A 23,625-nucleotide genomic window follows, 5' to 3' on the forward strand; every position below is an offset into this window, starting at 1 on the left:
GACACATGTTGCACCGCCGGCATTAATTAGAAGAGTCTTGTTAACTTCGTGGTAGATGCAAGCCGGTAAGCGTCCGCACGCCGCATGACGTTGTCGAAAACATGTCCAGCATCCTCTTTCGCCTTATCTCTGCACGCTTCTGCCATACTGTGCAAGTGCGTATACCCCTGCGCTTGTAGTTGTGTTTCGAAGTCGCCCCATACGTCGAGTATGCCCTTGGCAAAGTCAACGGGCATTTGATTCAGATCCTTCAAAGTGCCGTCATAGCCGACGAGTTGTACTGGATTATCCCTGTCTTTAAGATGTATGGAGCCTACATGCAGGACATCTTTCCAGCTAAAGTTGGTGATCGAACTGGGGTTGGCGTATTTGGCGCAAGAAAGCTGGCTATTAAGTCCGAAAAGGCATTCCGCATGGCAATAGTTCCTGCCCGTGCCAAGAAAGAACTCGAACAGAGACCGGGCACGCAAGAATACGGAATCCATGGCATAGACTGGTGCCGGATAGCCAACAACTTCCAGTTGGAGATCTGTCTGCAATTGCCACTCCTGCGCGGCTTGTAGCAGATACGACAGGCCATCGAAAAGATGGCCGACCTGGCCTGTGCTTGCCAACCATTTATTGGGTGTGAAACTTGCGATGGCGAGATCGCAAGTATTGCCACCCCCATGGCGACAATATGATGTTGTCGGATTCATATACTCAACATAACATACATTCGAGGTATCCGGTGCGGAGAGTTTGCTATGGGGTAAGCGTACGGAAAAAATCCATCAACTGGAGATGGATGAGATTATATGGATTCTCTCCAGTGTCGACCAGCCGTGCCATCTCGATGACGTCGCTATCGTTAAGGAAAACAACCATCTTCTCGTCGTCTAACCATGCGCGCCTCCGCGCGGCGATGGCCTGGTCGTTCGGTCCTCTTCGTGAAACTACGATGCCGAACATGCGAAATGCTTTCGGCCACAGATACTCGACGAGCTGTCTTACCGCTTTTGGGTCGATATTGCCAGTGTAATTCTTAAACTCGGCGATGACAAAGTGAGTCTTGTATGTAGAGCGGGCTTGCGACCAGGATGAGTCCGTATGGGGTATGTCGAAGATGGCATCCATTATATCGAGGCCATCGTCTGTACGGTTCTGGATCTTGGGAGGATCTAAGTGTTGCAAGAAGATCTCCGTGAGAAGCTTTGCAGCGGCCTCTTCGTACGCCTTCCAGCCGGTTTGTCCAGGCGGAATGCTAGCGAGTTCCGCCATGACGCGACTCTCTAAGGTGGTATGCGATGGCTCTTCATGTTCGCGAAATAAGTCATTCAGATCCCGTTCTTCGGCCTTCTTCTGGATCGCATCCGCAATATCGGTGTTTGCCGATAGAAGATGTTCGATTGTTGTGCGATCCCATGTAACTATCCCGTTTTCATCCAGGAGGGCACGGGCCTCGTGGGTGAGGTCACTGGAGACGATATAGAGAATGTTCGATTCGGGGAACTGAGCACGAAGTCGGACAGTGACGCTAATTGTGCGTTTGGCCTGCACGGAGGACGTCCGTAATTTTCCGCGCAAATGCTTGACTATTGCGAATGTTTGCCTTCCGTCGGGTGCGATAGCTATAGCGTCCACGCCGCTATCGGGAGCCCGGTTGAACGGCACTGGCGACGAGGTTAACTCGTAGGATTCGCGCCGTAGCAGCAGAATCGCAAGAGCTTCGAAGGTTTGCCAATCCAACGAATCGAGATCAAGCAAAGTCGATCCTCCGCATTCTTTCGCCTGGCTCGTCGTTGGCTGGGAGCGGAACGCCAGTCGACGAAACGTCCCCGAGAGCCTACGGCGCGGGCGCGCGATTGACGAAACATGCGCGGGAGCTTGGTATGTGCCTGACTCCCACCCGCCGACCTCATCTTCACTCCTATCTTGATTAACGCCCGTCGTACCGTCGCCGGCCACATGCCGCTGGTGCGTTCGAACCGATCGGGTGGTCGCGGTCCAGTCAGCGGATGTGTTATCGGCGAAGACTCCACCTCATCGGGCAAACTGTCCACCTCTCGGCCTGATCGTCACCCCGGCCTCCCGCAGTATCTTCAACACCGTCCCCTTCGCCACCTGGTGATCGACCATCAGCTGGCTCGAGGGCATACCCGCTTCGTACCCGGCCACGATCCTGGCGGCCGTCGCCTCATCAACACGCCATGTCTTGCGTTGCCCAGCACTGTCGTTAAGAGTTGGCCGCGGCTGGCGCCGACCACCCTGCTCGATGCGTTTGCCCAAGTCGGCGAACCCGTCGCGAAGGTCCACGCGGTTCGAGTAAGTTCCCCGTAGGTCCACAGAACGGCAAAGCCGCAGGTCAATGGCTTACGGTTTTGTCACGTTTGTGTAGTAATCCGAACCATTTCCATGCTGTAGCGTGCACGGCCTGGGGCTGAGCGGCATGTTATGTACAGCTTCCGGATGGGCTCGGGCTGTCTGCTCGCGGTCGATGATGTCGGCGTCGGCGCAACCGGCGCAGAGGGGGTGCCGGTGCACCTGCGTCGTCGCGCACTGGCTATATCTGGAATGAGTGAGCGCTCATGCCGATGACAGGGCACTGTTCTGGCGGATTGGTCACAGCGGTCAGGAATCTGCGTTCGTCGATTCCGAGAGGTAATCTGGGGCGCGCGGTACAGCGGGAGGGATGTGGTTTGGCGCAACGCTGGGTGACGATCTGTCTGCCGCCGGATGCGATCGATGACGTGGAAGCCGCGATCACGCGAGCTCTCGCTCCATTCGAGATGCGGCAAGGGTTCCCGGAGCGAGATATGTGGGACACGTGGCAGATTCGGGATGGCGGAGGAGGAGCCGGGTTCTACGTCCGACCGGGTCATGAGGACGATCCTCGGCTGATTCACGACGGCCCCAACCAATTCGGCATCGTGCTGCTCCCCAAGCGAGGCGAGTGCGCGGGCGGCCCGAAGTCCTTGCTGAACGTCGCGGTGCACAACCTGTCAGAGCCCGATGTACTCACCCTGGACGGTTGGTGGGTCGAGTGGAGCGGCATTTGCCGACATAAGGATTGGGGCGAGACCACGTCCCGCGAGGCCGAACCCGACTGTCCGATACCACCGCGCGGCATCGAAAACTACCTGGAGACACTGCCCGACGACACCGTGCTTGTTCGGGTCTGTTGCTACGGCTAGCAACACCCTCTCTTGCCGCATATCGAGTGTTTTCTGCTGGTCACGACCGGGATATCTGTCGAGTCGGGGTATTCGATGCCGCCGATCAGGCGAGTGCGTGAGGAGCGTCGATAACCAGCGAACCCAAATACCGCAGGTCATGCCTTCAATGTCGCCCTACGCGTGCCGACCGGCTTGATCCGGCCCACTTATAGAAGGCCCATGCTCAGAAGAGCATGGGGCTTTCTCGTTTCATTGTGTTTGTGGGGACCCTACCGTCCGCCCGGGCGGCAGTTGGAAGGTGTGCCACATCCTGCGCCAGTGCTGATTGCGGCGGCAATGTCGGGTGGCCGTCACATCGGTCGGCCGGGCGCCACACAGGATCGCGAGCGGCTCCCGCGCAGAGCCCGCCGCAGCCGGGCGCTCCGCACCACTTGAACAGCACACGGCCGGGTGTCGGCATCTGGGTCCTGTTGGTCATCGGACGGTGATGAACCGCCCGAGCTGTGGTACCGCTTCACCGGGGTGTTTGGCTTGGAAGCCTTCGCCGAGTGCCTGCAGCTTCCACTCCCCGCCGACGCGGAAGACCTTGGCCATCGCGATCGCGGTGAATGCCGCGCCCCCGGTCAGTGAGTATCGGGCGAGCTCGACATCGGTGGTGCTGTCCACCAGGCGGCAGAACGCGTTGGTGACCTGTTCGAAGGTTTGGCCCTGGTAGGAGGTCACGACGAACAGCAGGGTGGTGATGTGGGCCGGGATTCGGGTGAGGTCGACCAGGATCACTTCGTCGTCGCCCTCGCCTTCGCCGGTGAGGTTGTCGCCCTGGTGGCGGATGGATCCGTCCTTGGAGGTGAGTTGGCCGTAGTAGGCGACATCGACCAAATGCGCCTCGGCGAACATCGCCACCCAGGCGTCGAGATCGATCTCGATCGTGCGGCCGCCGAACAAGCGGCCCTTCTTGACGGGGTCCCAGCCCAGACCCATCCGGATATAGGTCAGCGCGACACCACCGTCCTTGCGGAGCGTGACGCGCTGCCCCTTCGCCAGGCTGACCGGGCGGTTCTTGGAGAGACTGACCTCGCCTGGCGGTGGTGTCGCAGGCGGACCGGGCGATGGCCGATGGCCGTGGCCCGGACCAACAGAGCCGGGGGATGGTGCCGGAGGGTAACTCCCCTGGGGGTGATTGCCGGGTGAGGCCGGGTGGGCCGCTGCGGGCGGATATTGCGGCGGCCGAGTGGGATACACCGGATCGGCGATCGGCGGCGGATAGCTCGGCGCGGGCTGTGCAGGGTAGGTGGGAGCATTGGGCGACGGCGCCGGCATGTGTGTGGCCGTGGGCCGGGGTGGGTCGTCGACGGTCACGCCGTGGTCGGTGACCAGGGCGGCGAATCCACCCGCATAGCCTTGTCCGACCGCGCGGACCTTCCAACCGCCCTGGCGGCGGTACAGCTCCAGGGCGATCACGACGGATTCGGTGCTCAGACCCTCGATCCGGTACTCGTACAACCGATTACCCGCAGTATCGGAGACGACCGCCGACGGGGCGGCGATGCGACCGAATCGACTGTTCGCATCATCAAGCGTGATCACCGCCCGGATCTGAGCGATATCGGCGGGCACCCGATGCAGTGACACCGCCAACGCGGCGGGTCGGCCGGGTTCTATCGGCTGCAAGCGAACACCGGGACCGGTCGGTTGGTTGAAGAAGACGAAATCGGTGTCCGAGCGAACCTTGCCCGCCTCGGTGACCAGCAGCGCTGACACCTCCGCTGGCGCGGCGACCTGCACCGAGACCACCACATCGGTGACCGTCAACGGGCCGTTCTGGCCCTTCACCAGTGTCGCGGACATCCGGCCCCTTACCCGTCACTGCAGTCTGCTACCAACTCTACGACTGCGGCCGATCACCGGCGATGACACCGAACAACTTTGGCGCACGGCTCGTTCGGGGGGGGGGGCGAGCGCGGTGCGAATCATCGACTGTGAGTGTGGGATTCGGGAGGTCGTGGTCGCCGCAGGACAGGGCCTGGCCGTGGCGCCGCGCGCCGTACATCTCCGGGCCGCGAGCCGGGGCCATCGAATTGGTAAGCCCATCAAAGATACTCGCGAACATCTAGAATCGAGGGCGTGGACTTTCTGTTGACGAGCATTGGGATAGTCGGCGTGCTCGTGCTCGCCGGTGCGGCGTGGATGGCGTTCCTCGTCCTGCAACGTCGCAAGTAGGAATATCGCCACCACACATAACTCGACGCTACCGAAGCCTGCGTAATCGGTTGTCATCCAGCATATTTCGGACGCTGGAGCGGACTCCGGCCAGCGGTGAAAAGAACCGGCTCCCGGCCGAGTACCTTCGGCGAATGGGAGGAGCCGGTAGCGACCTACCCGAGCGAGACCACCTTGGCCTGCCCGGAGACGACAGTGTCGCCGCGATCGACCAGCGCGACCCGCACTTGCACCCGCTGCCCGGCCGACAACGGCGCATCCCGACCAGCGGCTCCGGCGAGGATGATCACAGCGGAATGCTGGGATCCGTCGCATGTGACGGCGGTCTGTGTGCCGGTGGCCGAAGGGCTGTCCGCGTCGGGATCGCCCACCATCGCCTTGATAGCGGTCACTCCTGCCGCGGCGTCGCAGCTGTAGTCGACCCCTATGTTGGTCGGACCGACGCCGGTGACGTCGATGCTGTTGGCGGCGAAAGCGGGAGCAGCGGTCGATATCACGCCCAGCCCCATCACGCCGAAGACGGTCGCGATGAGGGCGGGACGTCCGTAGTTCCGGAAAGTCATCATGGATCTTCGTCCTCCTGCGTAGGTGGAAGTAGATCGCGGAACACACTGAGAAAGACGGCACGGCGCTCACCGCACCGCACTCCATGTTCCCTCACCGCGTCCCGCAGCACAGAACTTCTCGAAGATCTATCCGGCATCGGCTGGGACGAGCCGGTGCGAGCGTTCGAAGATCACCAATCCCGCGCGTCGGCAATTCGCGACCGACAGCAGTTGCGGGTGATCACCGGGCCGCCTGTCCACGTCGTGACAGCAGCGACTGCAGCACGACCAGCGCGCCCAGGACGAGTACGGTCACGCCGATCATCCGCAGACCGTAGTCGGTGCCCGAGACGAACGCGGTGATGACATCGTCGGCACGGTCGGGTGTGGCGGTGGCGAGTGCCCGGGCCACGGTGTGTGGATCGTGGTCGGTGCGGATATCGTGCGGTAGTGCGGAGACGAACCGGGCTGTGAGTATCGTGCCGATGACAGCGACGCCGAGGGCGCTGCCGAATTCGCGGGTCGTGGACTGCAATCCGGCTGCGACCCCGGCTTGTGCGGGTGGGAGCGAACCTGCGATGGCTCCGGAAAGTGTCGGAAGGGCAAGCAGCACACCGACTCCCGTCACGACGAGCCATGCGGCGTAGGCGAGATAGGGCGTCTGCGCGTCGCTCGTGGACAGTCCGAGCATGCCACCACCGACGAAGACGAATGCGATAGCGAGGGTGGCGTCGAGGCCCATGCGCTGTGACAGACGTCCGACGTACTTTGCGCCCAGGATGATCGGGACGGTCAGCGGGATGATTCCGAGACCGGTCCGCAGCACGCCGAATCCCTTGCCGTACTGCAGGAATGACGCGTTGACGTAGAACAGCGCGAACATGCCGAAGAAGACCGCCGTCATGCCGAGGCAGGAGCTGCGCAGAGTGGGGAGGCGGAACAATCGGGGATCGAGCAGCGGGTGTTCTACCCGCAGCTCGACGATCGTCCACAACGCGAAAAGAACAGCGGCACAGGAGAATCCGGTGATGACGATCGTGCTGCCCCAGCCCGCTTCCGGCCCCTGGACGATGCCCAGCAGCAGTGCGACCGACGCGCCGACGAGCAATACCGTGCCGAGCGGATCGAGGCGGCGGTCATGGCGCGGCGAGATCGGTGCGACCCGGGCGACGAGCGCGAGAAGAATCAGCGAGATCGGCACGGCGGCGGCGAACAGCCAACGCCATGATCCGCCCGACAGGACCGCGCCGCCGCCGACATTGCCGACGACTCCGCCGATACCTGTCATCGATGCCCAGACGGCGATCGTCGCGCTCTTGCGTTCGACGGGGACGGCGTGCAGCAGGACGGCGAGCGTATTGGGCAGTATGGCGGCGGCGCCGACACCCGTGATGGCACGGCCGGTGAGCAGCAGTGCCACATTCGGTGCCATCGCCGACAGCAGCGCGCCGACCGCGAACAGCCCGAGGCCGACGAGCAGGATCCCCTTGCGCCCGAAGCGATCTCCCGCCGCCCCGCCCGGAATCACCAGACAGGCGAAGACGATCACGTAGGTGTCGACGATCCAGACCAGCGCCGACGCGGACGGGTGCAATGCGCTGGCGGCCAGCATCGGGACGGCGAGGTTGATGGCGGCGACCATCCCGACAACGAGCACGACACAGGCGCACATGGCTACGAGCAGGCCGCGCTGCGTGACCGGACGGGCCGACGGGGCGCGCGATGGCGGAGCGGTCGAGATGTTGTATGACATGGCTGCGACGCTATGGACCAGGGTGATCTCTGTGCCACGCAACTTTGACAATAGATTCTTGCGTACGATGCAACTATGCCCGAGCAGCTCGATCTGAATCTGCTGCGCGTATTCGACGCGCTGCTCCAGGACGGCAGCGTCACGGCCGCCGCCGAGCGCCTGCATCTGTCCATCCCGGCGACCAGCCGGGCGCTGGGCCGGTTGCGGCGGGCGATGGGTGACCCGATTCTGGTGCGCGCCGGTCGCGGGATGGCCCCGACACCGTTCGCGCTGCGCACCGCGCCGCGGGTGCGGTCACTGCTGGACGAGGCGTCGGCACTGATCAGCGCCGACCGCGAGATCACGGTCGCGGAACTGAAGCGCACCTTCACGATTCGCATCAATGACGGCGTGGCCGCGACCCTTGCGAGCGCCGCGGTCGACGCCACGGCCGCGCTCGCGCCCGGCGTGACACTGCGCTTCGTCACCGAGGGCAGTGAAAGCAACGATGCCCTTCGTGACGGCTCGGTCGATCTGGATATCGGCGCGGGCGAAGCGGCGCCCGACATCCGGACGGCCGTGCTGTACCGCGAACGAATAGTCGGCATCGTCCGCGCCGACAGCCCGCTCGGCCGTCACCGCCGACCGACGCTGGCGCAGCTGTGCCAGCATCCCCACGTTTCGGCCTCCCGCCGTGGCCGCGCTCGCGGACCACTCGACGATGCGCTCGACGCCGCGGGCCTACAACGCCGCGTCGCCGCCGTCGTCCCCACCTTCGCCGTCGCCGCGCTGCTGGTCGCATCGAGCCACTACGTCGGGCTCGTCCCGCAGCGCTTCGCCGAACAGTACGGCCGCGCCCTCGGCCTGCGCTGGTTTCCCATTGCCGCGGCCCTGCCGGAAGTCGAAGTGCGACTGGCCTGGCACGCACGACTCGATGCCGACCCGGCACAGCGCTGGCTACGCGACACGATTCGCGACGCGCTCGGCTCGCCTGGCGATCCGGTGGGCCGCCAGGAGTGATTCAGCGGGTGATCGTGGCGAGGGCTCGGGGGAGGGCGGAGTAGCCGGAAGACCGGTCGGACCAGCGGGCGCCGATGTGGCCGTCGGGCCGGATGAGCAGTGCTCCATGTGGACCGAGGCCGAAGCGATCGGCGTGTTCGGCAGTGAGGAGCTCGATGTGCAGCGGCCACGGTGCGGTGGTCTGTTGCTTCCAGTGGTCGGGGTCCGGGGTGAGCAGCGTGAGCCATTCGCCGATGGCGTCGAGCGTGGAGCGGTCGGGTGTGAGCCACTGGTGTGGCATACGGCGGCCCGGTTCCGTGGTGGGCAGGTAATCCGTGCCTATGTCGGATGATCCGGGTGGGTTGTCATCCTCGCTGTAGACGGCGTCCGAGCGGTAGGTGACCCCGAGCACCAGACCGAGCTGGGCGAAGTACCGCTCCGACCAGGGCAGTTCGATCTGTGCCTGCGCTGCTGCACCGCTTTGCAACTGTTCGCGTCGCCTATTTTGGGCTTGGAGCATGAGCTGGGCGTTGGCCACCGCTTGCCGGAGGGTCTCGTCGGCGACCGGCTGTCGTTCTGTCTCATAGGTTTCCAGCAGGTTCGGTTCGGCCCATCCGTGCAGCACACCCGCCAGTTTCCAGCACAGGTTGTGCACATCGGCGATGCCCGTGTTCATACCGAGGCCACCGACGATGGGGACCGCGTGCGCGGCATCGCCGCTCAGCAGAATCCGGCCGTGTCGAAAGCGTTCGGCGACAAATGCGTTGGCCACCCAGTGCTGAACCCGCAACACATCGACCTTTCCATTGAGGCCGGGGCCGAGGGCGCGCGAGACGAGGTCGCGCCAGTCGATGCGCGCGGCGTCTTCGGGGGTGGGGCCGCACCAGGCCCACCCGCCCTCGGGGTAGAGCGGGAGGAACGATCCGTGCGCGGTGACGTAGAGCCCTGCGGGCTGGTCGGCGCACCAGCGGCGCAGGTCGGCATCGAATACGACGGTAGTGACGTCCCCGATCGCGCCGGGGCCCGTGGTGTCGATTCCGAGCCGTTGCCGGACCGTGGAATTCGCGCCGTCGGCGGCGAGCACATAACGGGCTCGGACGTGAGTGTCGGCACCGCTGTGATGGTCGACGAGTAGGGCCGTCACGCCGTCGGTGTCTTCGGCCAGGTCGATGAACTCCACCTCGAACCGCATCGGTGCACCTGGCGCGGTGAGCAGGGTGGGTTCCAGCCGATCCTGTGAGGTGATCACACCGATCACCGGGCTTTCGGGTATCGGCGCGTTGATCCCGACCATCGTCGCGGTGGCGAAATCGCGGTCCCGCAGGGTGTCGCGGAAGCGGATGCGGCCGTACTCCGGCGCGAATGCGCGAGCCGCGATCGGGGTTGCGAGCCCTAGCTGGCGCAAGATCTCCATCGAGCGCACATTGACCAGCCGGGACCGGGGAAATGGTGACAGCTCGCGGCGCTTCTCGACCAGCATTGCCCGCACACCCCAGCGTTCCAGCAGCGCTCGGGCGGTGAGCCCGACCGGTCCGCCGCCGACGATCAGAACCTCCACATTAGCTGCGGGCATATCGACTCCTCCTGATCACCTGAGAGCTGTGGGGCACTCGATTGGGAAGGCGCGGTCGGATCCTCGGTCCCGGCCAGCGACCGCAACTCTGCGAGATCGCCGTCTCGGGGAAGTCTCACCGGCATTTCACCGGCTCCACATCGATGATGACCGAAACCCGGATGCGGTGCTCACAGCTGGCACAAATCTTGCTCACATTCCGAGCAGAGGTTGGGGCGCAACGATTCTCGCGTCGGTACGAGATATCGGCCGACGGTTTCTGATCGAGATCCACCCTCAGGAGGAATGTATGGGAGTCAAGTCGAAGCTGGTGACGGCTGCCGCGGCGGGTGTCGTGGTATTCGGCGCGCTCGGCGTCGGCGCTGGTATCGCAAGCGCCGACCAGCCCCAGGGACCGGACTCCGGACAGCAGTGTCCGCCGCCGCCGGGTGACCACCAGGGCCCGCCGCCCGGCGACCGCCAGGGTCCGCCGCCGGGTGACCGCCAGGGTCCGCCGCCGGGCGATCAGCAGGGTCCGCCGCCCGGATGCCAGCCGCCCGCACAGTGATCTGAGACCGCAGCCCTATGTCCGGCAAGGACATAGGGCCTTTCTCGCGCTGCATCCGGTTGTGTTCGACACGAGCGGTGAGCTGGCCGGGGAACTATGGTGTGGTCGTGCGGATTCGACGGTGGCGCCGGGTGTATCTGGGCGCCGAGTATGCGGCACTGTTCTTCGGCGGGGCGACCGCGTACAACGCGGTCTTGCGCGGCAGGCCTCCGATTCCCGCATTGCTCGCGCTGGCGCTGGGGGTCTCCGGCTACCTGCGGCGCTCGCCCGATTTCGACCGCGCCGCACTGTGGCGCACCGAGGCGCTACGGCCACAGGCGCGCTCGATGGCCGCGCTCGCGGGTGGGAACGCGCTGGCACTCGCCGCGGCAGTCGCGATGGCGCGGCGCGACGACCTATTCGACCTGCCGCGGCGCAATCCTTGGCTGTGGCTGGCGGTGATGGTGCTGTATCCCGTGCTCAGCGTGTACCCGCAGGAGCTGATATTCCGTTCCTTTCTCTTTCATCGGTACGCGCCGGTCTTCGGCGAGGGCACCGGGTTGGTGGCCGCGAGCGCCGTCGCGTTCGGATACGTGCACATCCTGTTCGGCAATTGGATCTCGGTCGTGCTGAGCGGTGCCGGCGGCTGGATCTTCGCAACTCGATATCTGCGGACACAATCACTGTTCACCGCTTCGGTCGAGCATTCCGTATACGGAATGCTCATTTTCACCATCGGTTTGGGCCGATACTTCTATCACGGTGCCACCGAAATTCGGCAGGGCTCCCAGCTGCCCGTGGAATGAGCGCCGAATTCGGCTACGTTTTCGCCACCAGGATCTGCTCGGCGCTCGGGGGGCGCAGCCCGTCTGTCCGCCCGGCGAAATAGAGCTGGGTCATGGCCGACGTTGAAATATGTTGTGCCGATGGGAAACCCGCGTCCTCGGCCAGTCCGATCAGCTCGTCGGGGTCGAACAGGCTGAGGAACGGGACCCCACTTGCGCGCGCGGCATTCTCGACCGCTCGGCGGATCGGGCGCTCCTCGTCATCGAGCAGCTCCAGCGGCAACTGGAATGTCGTGACGAAGGTCGAGCCGGGGGCGAGCGCCGCGAGATGGCGCAGCGTCTGGATATTCGCCTCCCGGGTGAGGTACATGGAGACGCCTGTCGAGACCACCACCGCGCGCCGCTGCGGATCGAAGCCCGCGGAAATGAGCCGTTCCCACCAGGATTCGGTCTCGAAATCGACCGGCACCAGCCGCAGCCATTCCGGAATTCCGTAACCGAGTTCGAGTAGCCGCTGGCGCTTCCAAGCCTGGGGTCCAGCTTGGTCGACTTCGAAGACCGTGAGGCGGGCGCCGATTTCGGGTCGGCGCTGGGCGAACGTGTCGAGTCCGGCCCCGAGGATGACGTACTGGTCGACACCCTGGCCGGCCTGTTCGACCACCAGATCTTCGACGAAGCGGGCGCGCGCGGTGACGCAGGCGCGGGAGAGCGCGGTCGTCTGGGGATCCATATCCGCTCGGTCGCGCCACCCGGGGGGCGGGTCAGCCAGCCGAAGACCGACCTCGTCCTCGAGGACATGCGGCGATTGATCGAGTTCGATATGCAGGGCGCGCCATAGCGCGACCCGTTCCGCGGTGCTCTCCGGACCAATGATCTGTTGCACGGTGTACTCCCTCAGCCGAGCTTTCCGACCTGCAGACTCCAGATCCGTCCATCGGGGTCGCGGACGGTCATTTCCTTTGTCCCGTAATGGGTTTCCTCGAACGGTGTGACCACCTCGACATCGCTGCCCGGCCGGAACGCATCGGGTTCGGTCACCGTCAGCACGAGTTTGGTCGACGGCGTCTCGCTGGCCGGAATCTCGGCGATGAAGACATAGGGTCCGTCGCCATTGCGGAACAGGCCGGAGTTGTGGTCGGTGGTGAATTCGGGTTCGAAGCCGAGCGCCATGAAGAATCGCGCCGCCTTGCCCCAGTTGTGGGTTTCGATGAAGACGCCCTGAATGCCTTCCGTCGCCATATGGAATCTCCTTCTCGCGATCACGGTTGCTGGTCGTGGGTGTCGTCGAGGTAGCCGCGCAGCGCCTCCGCGACCAGAGCCGACAGCGACATGCCCGACTCGATCGCACGGAACTTCACCTGCTTGATCAGTCCGACCGGCAGGTACACGTTGAACTGCTTCACATCCTCGTCGCCCACATCCCGAGGCTAGCATGCTAGCAAGCTAGCGTCACGCATCGCGCAAACCTTGACGGAGTGAACTCGGGCCAGTAACTTGTTAGTCAACAAGGAAGTTTCTAGGAGGGTTCATGATCGTCGACGTGCAGTGCCGCCGAGCGCTCATCACCGGAATGCCCGCTGCTGGGGGTGCGTGGTGAGCGCGGTCGCGCCGGAGGTCGGCGCGCGGATCGAATGGCTGGCGCCGCTGCACGAACCCGGGTTGGCCCCCGGTGCGGTCCTGGATCGAATCTCTTCGTGCGCAACGGATTTCCGACCGGAACTGCGCGCGACGGGCATGCCCGGCATCTGGGCCGGCAGCGAGAACGCGATCGCCGCGGAATGCCTGGTCCCGAGGCATTCGAAGCTGCCAGGTGTGCGCCGGTGGTCCGAGCAATGGCAGCAGGGGGTCATGGTCAACGCCAATACCGTCGAAATGATTGCCGCCCAGTACAATTCGCTGATTCTGGAACGGTCGATCGTCGATGCCAGCGCCCGGGACAGCCGCTTTCCGCAGTTCTTCCCCTCCAGTGAGTTGACGCGCCGGTGGACGAATCCGCGTACCGCCCCGACCTTCACCTACCAGCGCATCACCCACCGCCGCGGTGCGAAGGGGAGCGCATGAACGATGCCCGAGCCGCGCCGCCATCGGCCCCGCCACCTTGCGAGATACCGTCATGACGACAGGTCGCCGCACGGGAGGAATGGTCATGAGTCGAGGTGACGCGACATCGCGTCGGTCCCAGGAGGAACGCCGCACCGAGGCCGAGCGGCGGCTGCTGGAATCGGCCGCCGAGCTGGTCGGCGAGATCGGCCCCTCGAAGGTGACGCTGGCCGCGATCGGAGATCGCGCTGGCTACAGCCGCGGATTGGTCACCCATCACTTCGGCTCCAAGGGCGCGATGATGGCGCGGCTGGTCGGCGTAGTCGGCGAACGCTTCCAGGATGACCTCATCATTTCGACCGCATCCGCATCGCCCATGGACCAGATGATCGGTTTCGTGCGCACCTACTTCGACATCGTGTCCGATATTCCGCCGATGAATCGAGCCCGGCTGGTGCTGTGGGCCGATGCGGTGGCCACACCGTCGGAGCTGCGTCCGGCCATCGTCGTCGCCGATCGCGAATTCCGCGACGAACTCGCCGAGCGCATCGCGCAGGGGCAGGCCGCAGGGGAGTTCTCCCGCGATATCGACGCGCAAGGGCTCGCCACCACCGCCGTCGGCATGCTGCGCGGCATCGCATTGCAAAAACTGCTCGACCCGGATGTCGACCTCGACGCCTGCCGCCGGGAAGTCGAACAACTATTTCGCACTCGGCTCCGCCCTGCGGAGCACGAGGTGCCACCCGAATAGAAAGAACACGTGCAATGAGTCGAATCTTCGGTCAGATCGCCCAGATCGGTTACGTCGTCCGCGATATCCGCGCCGCGATGGACCAGTTCATCGAAAATGGCATCGGCCCTTGGTTTTACGTCCACAAGGTGGAGACCGACTACTTCACCTACCGCGGCGTCGACTCACCGCTGCGGATGAGCGTGGCCCTGGCCAACTCCGGTGATGTGCAGCTCGAATTGATCCAGCAGCGCAACGACGCGCCGTCGCTCTACAAGGATTTCCTCGACTCCGGTCGCGAAGGCGCGCAGCACATCGCGTACTGGACCACGGATTTCCAGACCCTCTACGACAAGGCGCTGTCGCTGGGCTACGTAGTCGGACAGGAAGGTTCCATCGGGGGTGCGCAGGGGCGCTTCGCCTATCTCGACACCGAGCACACCCAGGGCACGATCATCGAGATCTCCGATATCAGCGGGCCCAAGGGGGAAGTCTTCAAATATATCCGGGAAGTCGCCGCCACCTGGGACGGCACCGATCCCATCCGGGGCGATATCAGCGAGCTCTGACCCCGGCACTACGACTTCCGAGGAACCGCAATGGAATATCCCGATCCCGCCACCCTGCCCGCCGAACTGCGCGCGGCACTGACCACCCACACTGCGAATATCTATCGAATGGTGGCGCATTCGCACGGCATGGGTCGCAGCTTCCTGGACATGGCCGCTGCGATGCTGCAAACCAATTCGGTGCCGTTCCCGTTGCGGGAGTTGGCGATTCTGCGTGTCGGGCACGTCTACGAATCGCCCTACGAGCTGCACCATCACGAAAGGTTCGCGCGCGCGGCGGGTCTCAGCGAGGATGTCATCGCCGCCGCGGCCACGGGCGCCGCGGCGGGTGTGTCCACCGAGGAGGCGTCGATTCTGCGGTGGACCGATCACTTACTCGCTGAGCACACCCTCGGCGAGGCCGAACGCAAGGAAGCCCTGGAACTCTTCAGCGCGACGCAGCTGGCCGATTTCGTGCTCACCGTCGGCTTCTACCAACTGGTCTGCAATTTCCTCAATACCTTCGAGGTCACCACCGAAGGCGAAGCCTGAGCGGCCAACCGAAAATGTCGGGGCCCGGATGCGCATCGCTGCCATCAGGGCTGTTCTCGATTCGCTGTGCCGATCAACAGATGCCAGCCCTGCAGGTCAGCGGGTTCCGCTGATTAAAACTTACTTGTTGACTATCAAGTTGGATCCGTCGCGATGCTCCGTCAAAGTCTTGATGCATCCGGTCTCTATGTGTTGTGCCCGCCATCGAACCCGATCGGACGGCGCGCCGCATTCGATGTGCGGTCGCACAACTTTGCGGGCTCGAGCAAGGCCATGTCGCCGGGGCGGTGTGACACCCCACATTTGGCGGCGGGTCATTGGGTGGATCGAGGGGTGGCGCGATAACTTGGTCGGGTGATCGAGAGTTCTGTATCCACGACGGCTGGGGCTTGGCGGGTAGGTGACGGCGACCCGGTGTCATTGCGGGAGGCGACGGTCGCGTGGGCGATTGCCGCACATGCCGAGCTGGCCGAGATCGCCACGGGATATGGACATTTCATCACCGTCGGGGAGTTGGCCGAGCGGGTGCAGGACGTGTCGGGGGTGCAGACTGGGGCGCCGACGCGGACCTGGATGGCGGCCATTCTGCGTAAGGTCGCGCGGCGCTGTCACAAGGCGGGCGAGCCGCCGCTGACCTCGCTGTGTGTACAAGACAACCACACTGTCGGCGACACCTACAAATATGTGCTCGAGCTCGCGGGGCTACCGATCCCGAACGACCTCGAATTGCATGCGTCCTACGCCCGGTGGCAGTGCTATGAGCACTACGGAGCCGCCATGCCCGCCGATCTGACCGCCCCGCCATTGCTTCCCAAGGTGGCGGGGCGGCGTCGATCGGCGGGTGCGACCGCGCAGGAGGCCAAGCCGCAGCCGACCCGCCCGGCGGTATGCGCGCAGTGTTTCATCCAACTCCCCGCCAGCGGGACTTGCCAATACTGCGTGTGACGAGCAGCCTCAGTTGTCCGGCGGGAACTGCCCGTTCGCGTGGACCGCGGTGCCGTTCAAGCTGAACGTCACCACACTGGGTCCGCCCTGCGGGCAGCACAGCGCGTCGTCGGGCTTGGCCCATCGGTACTGGACCGAGACGGTGTCCTTGGTCTTGCCGAGAATCTCGGTGTAGCCGTAGGGCTTTGAGGTGGCGGTGCCGAGGTAGGTGCCGTTGGTGAAGAACAGGATGTGGCTTCCGGGATGAATTCCCTGCCATTCCACCTGCATCCACGACAGCACGCCCGAGCATCCCGCCTGAATCGGATCACCGCTTCCGCCCTGTACGACCCAGCCGCTACCGGCCGGTGGCGGCGCCAACTGAGCGACCGCGGAGGCCGCGAGCGCTGAGTTCACATCGAAGCACAGACCGTGTCCGCTGCCGTAGGGCCCGGCTTCCGCGGGCGCGGAGGTCGTTCCCGTTTGTGGACCGGCTGCGGGCTCGGGTGCGGCCGAAGGCTCCTGTGTCGCTACGGGTTTCGGACTCGCTGCAGGCTCGGCTGCCGGTACTGCCGGTGTCGCCTCGGGTTTCGGATCGGCTGCGGGTTGCGAATGATCGGTGGAGCCTGCACGCACCACATTCGGCGAACTCGCCGACGGGGCGGATGTTGCGGTAGCGGCAGTCGGCGATGAGCTCGTGCCGCACCCAGCAGTGCCGATCGCAATGCTCACCGCGAGCATGACGAACGCCGTTGACCTGATTCCCATGGCTTCCCCTCGAACTGATCGCCAACGCGAATTTCCCTGTGCCGCAACCAATTTGCGTACAGCAGGCACATCGGACGAATTGCGATCGGTGTTACAGGGGTAGCCGGAGAAACGTGCCCCGAATTATCGGGGCGCTCGATGAGCGACTCAGTACCAGTGGTGCGCTTGCCAGAACACCCAGGCGCTTTCGGGGCTGCCGTAGCGCTGGATCATGTAGTCGTAGGTCCAGCGGATCTGGGTGAGCGGATTGAAGCGCCAGTCCATGCCGTGGGTGGCCATCTTTTCCGGCGGCAGGGCTTGGCCGAGGCCGTATGCGCCTGTGCTCGGGTTGGTGGCGAAGGGGTCCCAACCGCTTTCGCGCGTGACGACTTTGTCGAACGAATCGAACTGATGGGCGGGGACAACCGTCAATGCCATGACCTTGCTGCTTGCGCGGACCAGCGAGAACGCGAACCCGGCCGACGACGAACCGGAGATCTCATCGCTGTCGGTGGTGGCTGCCGCGGGAGCGACGCAGATGAACGACATGCAGACAGTGGCCAGAACGGCGCTGATGATGCGTGACATCGACGATCTACTCCCTCCACATTCGGGACAGATGCGATAGTCAGCAAAGCATTAGTTACCGTGACTGTGTCGCAGCCGCTCCGGCGTGTCCGGGAATGTGGCGGGCACCGCTCCTGCGGATTTCGTCAATGACGCACGCTCAGCCAGCCATCCATGAGCGCGAAATACTTGCAGTAGAAGGGGTGTGACCCGATGTCATCGGGTGCGGTGAAGGTGATGATCTGGCCGGGACCGATTTCACTGTCGAAGAGGCCGGGCCGTCTGCTGGTGATGCTGTGTTTCAGCAGATCGTGGTTGATCACCGTGATGACCGCGCCCGGCGTGATCGGGGGCGTGTCGCTGTAGGTCTGCTTTTCGATCGTGATGGTGACCGCGGATATCGGGGCCGGGCCAGGTGGCGCCGGCGCGGCCTGCTCCTCCCTGGATGTGGAGCACCCCGCCGTCCAGGCGATGGCGAGCATGCCGACCGCGACCGCCACCCGGTGCCGCCGCGCGGGGATGGTTCGAGTGCTGTTCACACAGATCGGCTTCCCAAAATTCGCGCCGTCATGCCGGTATCCGTCGACCGCATCCGGAATAGGCGCACCGCTGGTGGCGACCCGCCGCCTACCGGCACTTCGTCGCGGCGGATGGACTGCACGATCGGATGGTCGCGGCTTCGCGGAGGACGGCAGGGGCTGCCGAGTGATAGCTGGCTCGACCGGTATCTCGATTGGCTGCGCTGGGGGGCCCATTCGACGGTGTTTAGGCCACCGCCGAAACATGGTGAGGATCCGGGCCGCTGATTTCTAGGCTCCTGAACAGTGACGATGCAGGAGTTGGAGATGTTGAAGGATGTTGCGGTGCGGCCGGGCGGCGGTTTCGCGCTGGCGATCGGTCGACTGGCCGACAGCGCGATGGTGGCTGGGCGCAGGCGGCTGTGGCCGATGCGGTTGCGCTGGGTGGTGACGTTCTCGCTGCCGTCGGCCGCTGATCAGCAGTTGGTGCGGCTGGATCCGGTGCTCGCCGTGATGGTGCGAGGTCCGCGGTGATCGCGGGTACCGTGGTGCGATACCTGGGCACGGCGATGCGGGGCAGCGTATGAAGCGGATCTACTGCACACCCGAGGATCTGACGCGCATCAGGATCGGACCACCGCTCGGCGCGATGGGGGAAACCGTGCTGGCCACCAGGGTGCTGCAACGCACCGACGCGCCGCTGTACGACGGGTGGCGCAGTCAGGTGCGGCGTGCGATACCGCAGGACTTCGGCATGCTCGCCGATCTGATCCCCGGCGTCGATCCCTTCGTCGACCTGATCACGCCCACCCGCGCCGCGCGGTCGATCTCCGCCGGAGTCGAGGCGCTGCATCTGGCCTCCCGCGATGAACTCCGTCGGGAGGTGGAGCATACCGATCGCAGCCGGGCGCGGACCGAGCGTCCGCTGCCCACGTGGGCGCGCGGCCTGTCCGACCGCGATAGTGCGGTGCGGCGCGATGTCGCGGCCGCCGTCCAGGCGTTTCATTCGGCGGCGTTCGCCGGTCGGTGGGTGCATCTGCAGTCCTATCTCGAGGTGGCCGCCGAACGGATGGCCCGCACCCTTGCCGCCGAGGGGGTGGAACGGCTCTTCGCCGCGCTCGCGCCGCTCGCGCGGTGGCGCGCGCCGGTGCTGGAGGTGCTGGCCAAGACCGGCTGCCACGACGAACACCTCGACGGCCGTGGACTGATCATTATTCCGTCGCTGTTCGCCTGGCCCGGGCCGCTCTTGCTGAAATCCACCATCGACAAGGATTCGCCCATGACGCTGGTGGTTCCGATGCTGCGCGATATCGCCGATTTCGCATCGGCGTGGGGTCCGCGGGCGACCAATGAGGCGCTGACCGCGCTGCTCGGCCGGACGCGCGCCGCCGCGCTGCAGGTGATCGCCGAGGGCTGCTCGACGACCGAACTCGCACGCCGACTTGGTATTTCACCCGCGACGGCCAGCGAACACGCATCGATCCTGCGGGCGGCCGGGCTGATCGAGAGTTGGCGGCACCGCAATGCGATGCGGCATCAGGCGACGACGCTCGGCATCGCGCTGCTCGACGGTGATCTCGACAGTGGTGTGCGCATCGCTTGATGCCGCGCCAGTATGGTCGGGCCCGTGCAGTGCATAACCGACTGGAAGAGTTCGGCGTGGTAGAGCAGGGCGGACCGGCACGGATGCTGTGGGCAGGGGTCGGGCTGGTCGCCGGAGCTGTGTTGGTCGTCGCCGGGGCCAATCTCCGGTTGTGGCTGGTGTCGTCCGGACATCGGTCCGGACCCGCGGCCGCGCCGAGGGTTCCCGTAGCGATCGTGCCCGGGGCGAAGGTCGGGCCGGATGGAGCGCCGATGGCGTATCTGCGCGGGCGACTCGATGTGGCGATCGAATTGCTGCGGGCCGGAAAAGTGCACGAGATCCTGGTATCCGGTGATGCCGCTGGCATCTCGGGGGATGAGATCGCCGCGATGACAAAGTATCTCGTCGACCATGACGTCGATCCGGCGGTCGTGCGCTCCGACGGCGAAGGACTATCGACCCGCGCGACCTGCGCGCGAGCCAAGAGCCTATTCGGCATCGACCGTGCGATCATCGTCACCCAATACCAGCATCTGCCACGGGCGGTCGCCCTGTGCCGCGCCGCAGGCATCGATGCCGACGGGGTCATCGCGTATTGCGACTGCAGGCGAATAACGAAGGTGCGCAACACTATTCGCGAATGGCTCGCCGCGCCGAAAGCGGTTGCCGCAGTGATCTGGCGCTGACCACACTGCTCCGTGGTCTCCGCCGCCGTCGGCGATGGCGGCGGCGGTGCGTTGCTCAGGGATATCGCGCTGTTCTACGCGTTCGGAATCAACGCGGATCCGGCAGTGCGGGATCCATCGGATCGATCGGTCCGCCGGGGTTCGGGATAGGTGGCGGTCGGTTCGGATCCGGGTGTGGTGCCGGGTCGGGAATCGGCGGCGTCGGCGTCGGGCCTGGTTCCGGAGGTGGTGTGGGCTGGGGGCCGGGGCCGGGTGTCGGTGGTGTGGGCTGCGGATCGGGGGTGGGTGCGGGCCGGGGGAAGGGATCGGGGCCGGGCGCGGGTTCGGGTTCAGGGAACGGCTCGGGGCCCGGGACCGGCTCAGGGCCGGGAACCGGCTCGGGGCCGGGACCCGGCGGGACCGGATCCGGGATCGGCATCGGCGGGACCGGGTCGGGGATCGGCGTCGGCGGGATAGGGCTCGGATTCGGTGGCACTGGACGCGTCATGTGCGTTCCTCCTCACCGGAGCGGTACCCATCCGGTCGCGGGTGAATCAGTGCAACACCAGCTGACCCGGGTCGGGCTCATGTCGTCCAGGCGGCGACGTCGGCGGGGGATGTAAGAACGCATCGGTGAAGCATTGGGGTACCAACTGTTCGGAGCATCTCGGGATCGGCCCCACAGAGCGGCTCGCGGCCTGCTAGGTTCGCGGGCATGCCCGCTCGCGATGAGAAGACCGTCGGTCTCGTCCTCGTCACCTACCAGAGCGCAGAGGACCTGCCGCCCTTCTTGAAATCGCTACCCGCGGCTGTCGAGCCACTGGCGCTCGAGGTGATCGGCATCGACAACACCTCGACCGACAACAGCGCCGATATCGTCGACGATTTCGGCGGGACGGTGATCCGCAACCGCAAGAACGTCGGCCTGGCCGCCGCGATCAACCAGGGCGCGGCCGCGACGAATGCCGAATGGATCCTGGTCGCCAACCCGGATACCCACCTCGCACCGGGTTCGATAGCGGCACTCGTCGAGACCGCCGGCACCGACAAGACGATCGGCATGATCGGACCGCGGATAGCCCGGCTGGACGGAACGCCCTACCCGAGTGGCCGTCGGTTCCCGTCGCTCGCGGTGGGGATCGCCCACGCCGTGCTCGGTGGTGTGTGGCCCGGCAATCCCGCCACCCGCGCGTATTTCGGCGATCCGGTGACCATGGTCAGTGATGTCGACTGGATCTCCGGCTGCTGCATGCTGTTCCGCCGCGAGGCCTTCGATGCCGTCGGCGGGTTCGATGCCAGGTACTTCCTGTACTTCGAGGAAACCAAGATGGCGCTGGATATGCACCGCGCCGGATGGCGGGTCGTGCTCGATCCGGGCGTCGAGATCCGTCATCGCGAGGGCGGCAGCATGCGGTCGGCGCCCTTCCGCAAGATCCGCAGCCACCACCGCAGCGCCTTGCGGTTCTACTGCGACTACCACCAGGGCTCACCGTGGCTGCTGTTCGCACCGCTGGTCGCGGCGGGCCTGATAGTCCGAGGCGCGCTGTCGGTGCTGCGGACCGCGATAACCCAGCGTCTACGGCGCTAGGCAATGCCTGACGATCAGTTGGACTGCACGGCGTATCCCGGCGGCAGTTTGTGCGGTGGACAGTTGATCACCGTGTCGTCGTCGATACCCCGGGATTCCAGGAAGGTGATGCGCCCGGTCGCGGAGACCAGCGTCAGCGGATAGGTCGGTCCCTTGTCGCGGTCGGCGACAATCGCGTCGAGATTGTGTTCGTAGCGGGTGAGCGTGCTCTCGGGGTAGTCGAGCATCCACTGCGGATAGGAGATCGTGGTGTGCACGCGGCGGTCCCCGAGCCAGATGATGATCACGGTGGTGGTGCCGGTCTCCTCCACCCAGGCGAGTTTGTACATATCGCCGCTGAGCTGGACCAGCTTCACGGTCTGATGCTTGGACCAGCGCCCGAACATCGGTCCCATCAGGCAGCGCGAATCGATGGTGTGCCAATCGCGCACGTAGATCTCATATTTCCAGCCGTTGTCATAGGCGTAGATCAGGTGCTTTCCGACAATGCCGGACAGATCACCGGTCAGGGCTGAGGCCGTCCAGGCTGGCTGCCGCACGCTCATCACTGACTCCTCTCGGTCGACCTACGCCGTCGGGACCAGGGCTTTGTCGTCAGCCTAATCACTTGGACCGACATTGCGGCCGGTTTGCCGGGAACGTCGTCATCACGGCCGGGCGGCGGCGTAGAGGATCTCGCGCATTCCGGGCAGGGATTCCTGATCCGCCCGCCACACCAGCCGCAGCCTGAGATCGGGCACCGGAAAGTCCAGTCGGATCAGCGTGCCGTGTGCGAGACCGTCGGCGACCGCGAATTCCGGCAGTAGGGATATGCCGAGTCCGTGCTCGGCCCAGGCCCGCATGACCGGAACCGCACCGGCCCTGACCCGCCGCGGACCCGAGCCGAGAAGCCGCTCCCCGGCCATCCAGAACGAGCATTCGGGCACATTGACCAGCAGCCGCTCATCGATCAGATCGGCCGGTGTCAGGGCTGACTTATCCGTCAGCGGATGGGTGGGCGCCGCGACCAGGGCCAGCGGCACCGGGTCCAGATCGAGGAAGGCCAGTGGTTCGGCCGGTGCAGGGAACCCGAGATCCCCCACGGCACCACCGGAATCCAGTAGCAGTGCCGCATCGAGTTCGCCGCCGACCACATCGGCGAGCAGTCCGTCGCGGGCCCGATCCGAGCGCACCTCGACCTCGAGATCCGGCCGTCGCTCGGCCAGCCGCGCCAGCACCTGCGGCACATAGGTGCCCGCGAGTGTTTCCAGTGCGCCGAGCCGCAGCAGCGGCCGCTGCGCCCGCACATCGCGGGTGGCCCGTTCGGCCAGGTCGAGCAGCCGCCGTGCCCACCCGGTCAGGCGCTGGCCCGCGGGGGTCAGCCGCATGCCTTTGGGGTCGCGCACGAAAAGCTCGGCTCCGAGTGCGGACTCCAGCGTGCGGATCTGCTGCGACACCGATGACGGTGCGAGGTCGAGCGCCACCGCCGCATCGGTGACGGTGCGATGGCGTACCACGGCCTCGAAGGTCCGCAGCTGACGTAACTCCATGGCGTGGCCAACAGCGCCGGAGCATTCGGATATTCCGAATGCCCCGTGCGCCGCGGCCGGTGGAGTGGCCGTGCCCACCCGACCAGAGTCGATCGCGTCA

The 23,625-nt window shown here is 65.0% G+C and carries 28 protein-coding genes; 13 read left to right on the plus strand and 15 right to left on the minus strand.

From position 1 onward, the window contains the following. Positions 1–26: 26 nt before the first annotated feature. A complete protein-coding gene (locus tag ACQP2D_RS09670) occupies positions 27–698 on the minus strand; it encodes a hypothetical protein (RefSeq protein WP_433683374.1) in 672 nt (223 codons plus the stop codon). Between the two features lie 46 nt (positions 699–744). Further along, positions 745–1,746: a restriction endonuclease gene (locus ACQP2D_RS09675; RefSeq protein WP_433683375.1), complete on the minus strand. Its 1,002-nt coding sequence runs from the start codon at positions 1,744–1,746 to the stop codon at positions 745–747. A gap of 932 nt (positions 1,747–2,678) precedes the next feature. Between ACQP2D_RS09675 and ACQP2D_RS09680 the strand changes: the two genes are divergently transcribed. After that, complete coding sequence (locus ACQP2D_RS09680; protein ID WP_433683376.1) at positions 2,679–3,173, plus strand: hypothetical protein; 495 nt, start codon at positions 2,679–2,681, stop codon at positions 3,171–3,173. 456 nt (positions 3,174–3,629) lie between these two features. Here ACQP2D_RS09680 and ACQP2D_RS09685 read toward each other — a convergent pair whose 3' ends face one another. From ACQP2D_RS09685 to ACQP2D_RS09695, 3 genes are all read right to left on the minus strand, one after another. Beyond that, entirely contained in the window at positions 3,630–5,003 is a 1,374-nt protein-coding gene (locus tag ACQP2D_RS09685; RefSeq protein WP_433683377.1) for a TerD family protein, read from the minus strand. Positions 5,004–5,530: 527 nt separating this feature from the next. Then, on the minus strand, positions 5,531–5,941 hold the full coding sequence (locus tag ACQP2D_RS09690; protein ID WP_433683378.1) for a hypothetical protein: 411 nt from the start codon (positions 5,939–5,941) through the stop codon (positions 5,531–5,533). 220 nt (positions 5,942–6,161) lie between these two features. Beyond that, positions 6,162–7,673 (minus strand): MFS transporter, encoded by a 1,512-nt coding sequence (locus tag ACQP2D_RS09695; protein ID WP_433683379.1) that lies wholly within the window; start codon positions 7,671–7,673, stop codon positions 6,162–6,164. A gap of 75 nt (positions 7,674–7,748) precedes the next feature. On the opposite strand from ACQP2D_RS09695, the gene ACQP2D_RS09700 reads away from it, so the two are divergent. Next, positions 7,749–8,672, plus strand: a complete 924-nt coding sequence (locus tag ACQP2D_RS09700) for a LysR family transcriptional regulator (RefSeq protein ID WP_433683380.1) — start codon at positions 7,749–7,751, stop codon at positions 8,670–8,672. A 1-nt stretch (position 8,673) separates the two neighbouring features. Here ACQP2D_RS09700 and ACQP2D_RS09705 read toward each other — a convergent pair whose 3' ends face one another. Beyond that, complete coding sequence (locus tag ACQP2D_RS09705; RefSeq protein WP_433683381.1) at positions 8,674–10,224, minus strand: FAD-dependent monooxygenase; 1,551 nt, start codon at positions 10,222–10,224, stop codon at positions 8,674–8,676. Positions 10,225–10,513: 289 nt separating this feature from the next. Here ACQP2D_RS09705 and ACQP2D_RS09710 point away from each other — a divergent pair, with 289 nt between their 5' ends. Together ACQP2D_RS09710 and ACQP2D_RS09715 are read left to right on the plus strand one after the other, a co-directional pair. After that, positions 10,514–10,771, plus strand: a complete 258-nt coding sequence (locus ACQP2D_RS09710; protein WP_433683382.1) for a hypothetical protein — start codon at positions 10,514–10,516, stop codon at positions 10,769–10,771. A 107-nt stretch (positions 10,772–10,878) separates the two neighbouring features. Further along, the gene (locus ACQP2D_RS09715) at positions 10,879–11,556 is read left to right on the plus strand and encodes a CPBP family intramembrane glutamic endopeptidase (protein ID WP_433683383.1); all 678 of its coding nucleotides are present in this window, start codon (positions 10,879–10,881) and stop codon (positions 11,554–11,556) included. A gap of 13 nt (positions 11,557–11,569) precedes the next feature. Here ACQP2D_RS09715 and ACQP2D_RS09720 read toward each other — a convergent pair whose 3' ends face one another. Genes ACQP2D_RS09720 through ACQP2D_RS09730 form a run of 3 tightly spaced genes read right to left on the minus strand, consistent with a single transcriptional unit; the run spans position 11,570 to position 12,953 of the window. Continuing rightward, positions 11,570–12,409: a class I SAM-dependent methyltransferase gene (locus tag ACQP2D_RS09720; protein ID WP_433685595.1), complete on the minus strand. Its 840-nt coding sequence runs from the start codon at positions 12,407–12,409 to the stop codon at positions 11,570–11,572. A gap of 20 nt (positions 12,410–12,429) precedes the next feature. After that, on the minus strand, positions 12,430–12,774 hold the full coding sequence (locus ACQP2D_RS09725) for a VOC family protein (protein ID WP_433683384.1): 345 nt from the start codon (positions 12,772–12,774) through the stop codon (positions 12,430–12,432). 20 nt (positions 12,775–12,794) lie between these two features. After that, positions 12,795–12,953, minus strand: coding sequence for a ribbon-helix-helix protein, CopG family (locus tag ACQP2D_RS09730; RefSeq protein WP_062985155.1), 159 nt, complete (start codon positions 12,951–12,953; stop codon positions 12,795–12,797). Between the two features lie 175 nt (positions 12,954–13,128). Here ACQP2D_RS09730 and ACQP2D_RS09735 point away from each other — a divergent pair, with 175 nt between their 5' ends. The 5 genes from ACQP2D_RS09735 to ACQP2D_RS09755 all read left to right on the plus strand — a co-directional run bounded on the left by ACQP2D_RS09735 (position 13,129) and on the right by ACQP2D_RS09755 (position 16,350). Beyond that, the gene (locus ACQP2D_RS09735; protein ID WP_433683385.1) at positions 13,129–13,596 is read left to right on the plus strand and encodes a hypothetical protein; all 468 of its coding nucleotides are present in this window, start codon (positions 13,129–13,131) and stop codon (positions 13,594–13,596) included. 85 nt (positions 13,597–13,681) lie between these two features. Continuing rightward, positions 13,682–14,326, plus strand: a complete 645-nt coding sequence (locus ACQP2D_RS09740; protein ID WP_433683386.1) for a TetR/AcrR family transcriptional regulator — start codon at positions 13,682–13,684, stop codon at positions 14,324–14,326. A 14-nt stretch (positions 14,327–14,340) separates the two neighbouring features. After that, a complete protein-coding gene (locus ACQP2D_RS09745; RefSeq protein ID WP_433683387.1) occupies positions 14,341–14,874 on the plus strand; it encodes a VOC family protein in 534 nt (177 codons plus the stop codon). A gap of 30 nt (positions 14,875–14,904) precedes the next feature. Beyond that, positions 14,905–15,405: a carboxymuconolactone decarboxylase family protein gene (locus ACQP2D_RS09750; RefSeq protein WP_433683388.1), complete on the plus strand. Its 501-nt coding sequence runs from the start codon at positions 14,905–14,907 to the stop codon at positions 15,403–15,405. Between the two features lie 354 nt (positions 15,406–15,759). Continuing rightward, a complete protein-coding gene (locus tag ACQP2D_RS09755) occupies positions 15,760–16,350 on the plus strand; it encodes a hypothetical protein (RefSeq protein WP_433683389.1) in 591 nt (196 codons plus the stop codon). 9 nt (positions 16,351–16,359) lie between these two features. Here ACQP2D_RS09755 and ACQP2D_RS09760 read toward each other — a convergent pair whose 3' ends face one another. From ACQP2D_RS09760 to ACQP2D_RS09770, 3 genes are all read right to left on the minus strand, one after another. Continuing rightward, positions 16,360–16,746 carry an LppP/LprE family lipoprotein gene (locus ACQP2D_RS09760; protein WP_433683390.1) on the minus strand — a complete coding sequence of 129 codons (387 nt, stop codon included), beginning with the start codon at positions 16,744–16,746 and terminating at the stop codon, positions 16,360–16,362. 498 nt (positions 16,747–17,244) lie between these two features. Further along, the gene (locus ACQP2D_RS09765) at positions 17,245–17,664 is read right to left on the minus strand and encodes a transglycosylase SLT domain-containing protein (protein WP_433683391.1); all 420 of its coding nucleotides are present in this window, start codon (positions 17,662–17,664) and stop codon (positions 17,245–17,247) included. A gap of 125 nt (positions 17,665–17,789) precedes the next feature. Continuing rightward, positions 17,790–18,182, minus strand: coding sequence for a cupredoxin domain-containing protein (locus ACQP2D_RS09770; RefSeq protein ID WP_433683392.1), 393 nt, complete (start codon positions 18,180–18,182; stop codon positions 17,790–17,792). A 306-nt stretch (positions 18,183–18,488) separates the two neighbouring features. On the opposite strand from ACQP2D_RS09770, the gene ACQP2D_RS09775 reads away from it, so the two are divergent. From ACQP2D_RS09775 to ACQP2D_RS09785, 3 genes are read left to right on the plus strand one after another with little or no spacing between them, the layout of a single operon-like run. Beyond that, complete coding sequence (locus ACQP2D_RS09775; protein WP_433683393.1) at positions 18,489–18,695, plus strand: hypothetical protein; 207 nt, start codon at positions 18,489–18,491, stop codon at positions 18,693–18,695. 49 nt (positions 18,696–18,744) lie between these two features. Continuing rightward, positions 18,745–19,764, plus strand: a complete 1,020-nt coding sequence (locus tag ACQP2D_RS09780) for an ArsR/SmtB family transcription factor (protein ID WP_433683394.1) — start codon at positions 18,745–18,747, stop codon at positions 19,762–19,764. 56 nt (positions 19,765–19,820) lie between these two features. Next, complete coding sequence (locus ACQP2D_RS09785) at positions 19,821–20,429, plus strand: SanA/YdcF family protein (protein ID WP_433683395.1); 609 nt, start codon at positions 19,821–19,823, stop codon at positions 20,427–20,429. An 88-nt stretch (positions 20,430–20,517) separates the two neighbouring features. On the opposite strand, the gene ACQP2D_RS09790 is transcribed toward ACQP2D_RS09785, so the two are convergent. Beyond that, positions 20,518–20,916 (minus strand): hypothetical protein, encoded by a 399-nt coding sequence (locus tag ACQP2D_RS09790; RefSeq protein WP_433683396.1) that lies wholly within the window; start codon positions 20,914–20,916, stop codon positions 20,518–20,520. A gap of 207 nt (positions 20,917–21,123) precedes the next feature. Here ACQP2D_RS09790 and ACQP2D_RS09795 point away from each other — a divergent pair, with 207 nt between their 5' ends. Continuing rightward, entirely contained in the window at positions 21,124–21,996 is an 873-nt protein-coding gene (locus ACQP2D_RS09795; protein ID WP_433683397.1) for a glycosyltransferase family 2 protein, read from the plus strand. A gap of 14 nt (positions 21,997–22,010) precedes the next feature. Here ACQP2D_RS09795 and ACQP2D_RS09800 read toward each other — a convergent pair whose 3' ends face one another. Together ACQP2D_RS09800 and ACQP2D_RS09805 are read right to left on the minus strand one after the other, a co-directional pair. Continuing rightward, positions 22,011–22,541 (minus strand): phenolic acid decarboxylase, encoded by a 531-nt coding sequence (locus tag ACQP2D_RS09800; protein WP_433683398.1) that lies wholly within the window; start codon positions 22,539–22,541, stop codon positions 22,011–22,013. Between the two features lie 102 nt (positions 22,542–22,643). Continuing rightward, positions 22,644–23,603, minus strand: coding sequence for a LysR family transcriptional regulator (locus tag ACQP2D_RS09805; protein WP_433683399.1), 960 nt, complete (start codon positions 23,601–23,603; stop codon positions 22,644–22,646). Between the last annotated feature and the right edge of the window lie 22 nt (positions 23,604–23,625).

The organism is Nocardia sp. CA-119907 (genome assembly GCF_050955995.1).
In the GTDB taxonomy this organism is placed as follows: Bacteria; Actinomycetota; Actinomycetes; order Mycobacteriales; family Mycobacteriaceae; genus Nocardia.

What these genes read in the sequence shown, in the direction of transcription:
- ACQP2D_RS09670 (WP_433683374.1), bottom strand. Translation starts at nt 698, where the DNA reads ATGAATCCGACAACATCATATTGTCGCCATGGGGGTGGCAATACTTGC.
- ACQP2D_RS09685 (WP_433683377.1), bottom strand. Translation starts at nt 5,003, where the DNA reads ATGTCCGCGACACTGGTGAAGGGCCAGAACGGCCCGTTGACGGTCACC.
- ACQP2D_RS09690 (WP_433683378.1), bottom strand. Translation starts at nt 5,941, where the DNA reads ATGATGACTTTCCGGAACTACGGACGTCCCGCCCTCATCGCGACCGTC.
- ACQP2D_RS09695 (WP_433683379.1), bottom strand. Translation starts at nt 7,673, where the DNA reads ATGTCATACAACATCTCGACCGCTCCGCCATCGCGCGCCCCGTCGGCC.
- ACQP2D_RS09700 (WP_433683380.1), top strand. Translation starts at nt 7,749, where the DNA reads ATGCCCGAGCAGCTCGATCTGAATCTGCTGCGCGTATTCGACGCGCTG.
- ACQP2D_RS09705 (WP_433683381.1), bottom strand. Translation starts at nt 10,224, where the DNA reads ATGCCCGCAGCTAATGTGGAGGTTCTGATCGTCGGCGGCGGACCGGTC.
- ACQP2D_RS09710 (WP_433683382.1), top strand. Translation starts at nt 10,514, where the DNA reads ATGGGAGTCAAGTCGAAGCTGGTGACGGCTGCCGCGGCGGGTGTCGTG.
- ACQP2D_RS09725 (WP_433683384.1), bottom strand. Translation starts at nt 12,774, where the DNA reads ATGGCGACGGAAGGCATTCAGGGCGTCTTCATCGAAACCCACAACTGG.
- ACQP2D_RS09740 (WP_433683386.1), top strand. Translation starts at nt 13,682, where the DNA reads ATGAGTCGAGGTGACGCGACATCGCGTCGGTCCCAGGAGGAACGCCGC.
- ACQP2D_RS09745 (WP_433683387.1), top strand. Translation starts at nt 14,341, where the DNA reads ATGAGTCGAATCTTCGGTCAGATCGCCCAGATCGGTTACGTCGTCCGC.
- ACQP2D_RS09750 (WP_433683388.1), top strand. Translation starts at nt 14,905, where the DNA reads ATGGAATATCCCGATCCCGCCACCCTGCCCGCCGAACTGCGCGCGGCA.
- ACQP2D_RS09765 (WP_433683391.1), bottom strand. Translation starts at nt 17,664, where the DNA reads ATGTCACGCATCATCAGCGCCGTTCTGGCCACTGTCTGCATGTCGTTC.
- ACQP2D_RS09775 (WP_433683393.1), top strand. Translation starts at nt 18,489, where the DNA reads ATGTTGAAGGATGTTGCGGTGCGGCCGGGCGGCGGTTTCGCGCTGGCG.
- ACQP2D_RS09780 (WP_433683394.1), top strand. Translation starts at nt 18,745, where the DNA reads ATGAAGCGGATCTACTGCACACCCGAGGATCTGACGCGCATCAGGATC.
- ACQP2D_RS09790 (WP_433683396.1), bottom strand. Translation starts at nt 20,916, where the DNA reads ATGACGCGTCCAGTGCCACCGAATCCGAGCCCTATCCCGCCGACGCCG.
- ACQP2D_RS09795 (WP_433683397.1), top strand. Translation starts at nt 21,124, where the DNA reads ATGCCCGCTCGCGATGAGAAGACCGTCGGTCTCGTCCTCGTCACCTAC.
- ACQP2D_RS09800 (WP_433683398.1), bottom strand. Translation starts at nt 22,541, where the DNA reads ATGAGCGTGCGGCAGCCAGCCTGGACGGCCTCAGCCCTGACCGGTGAT.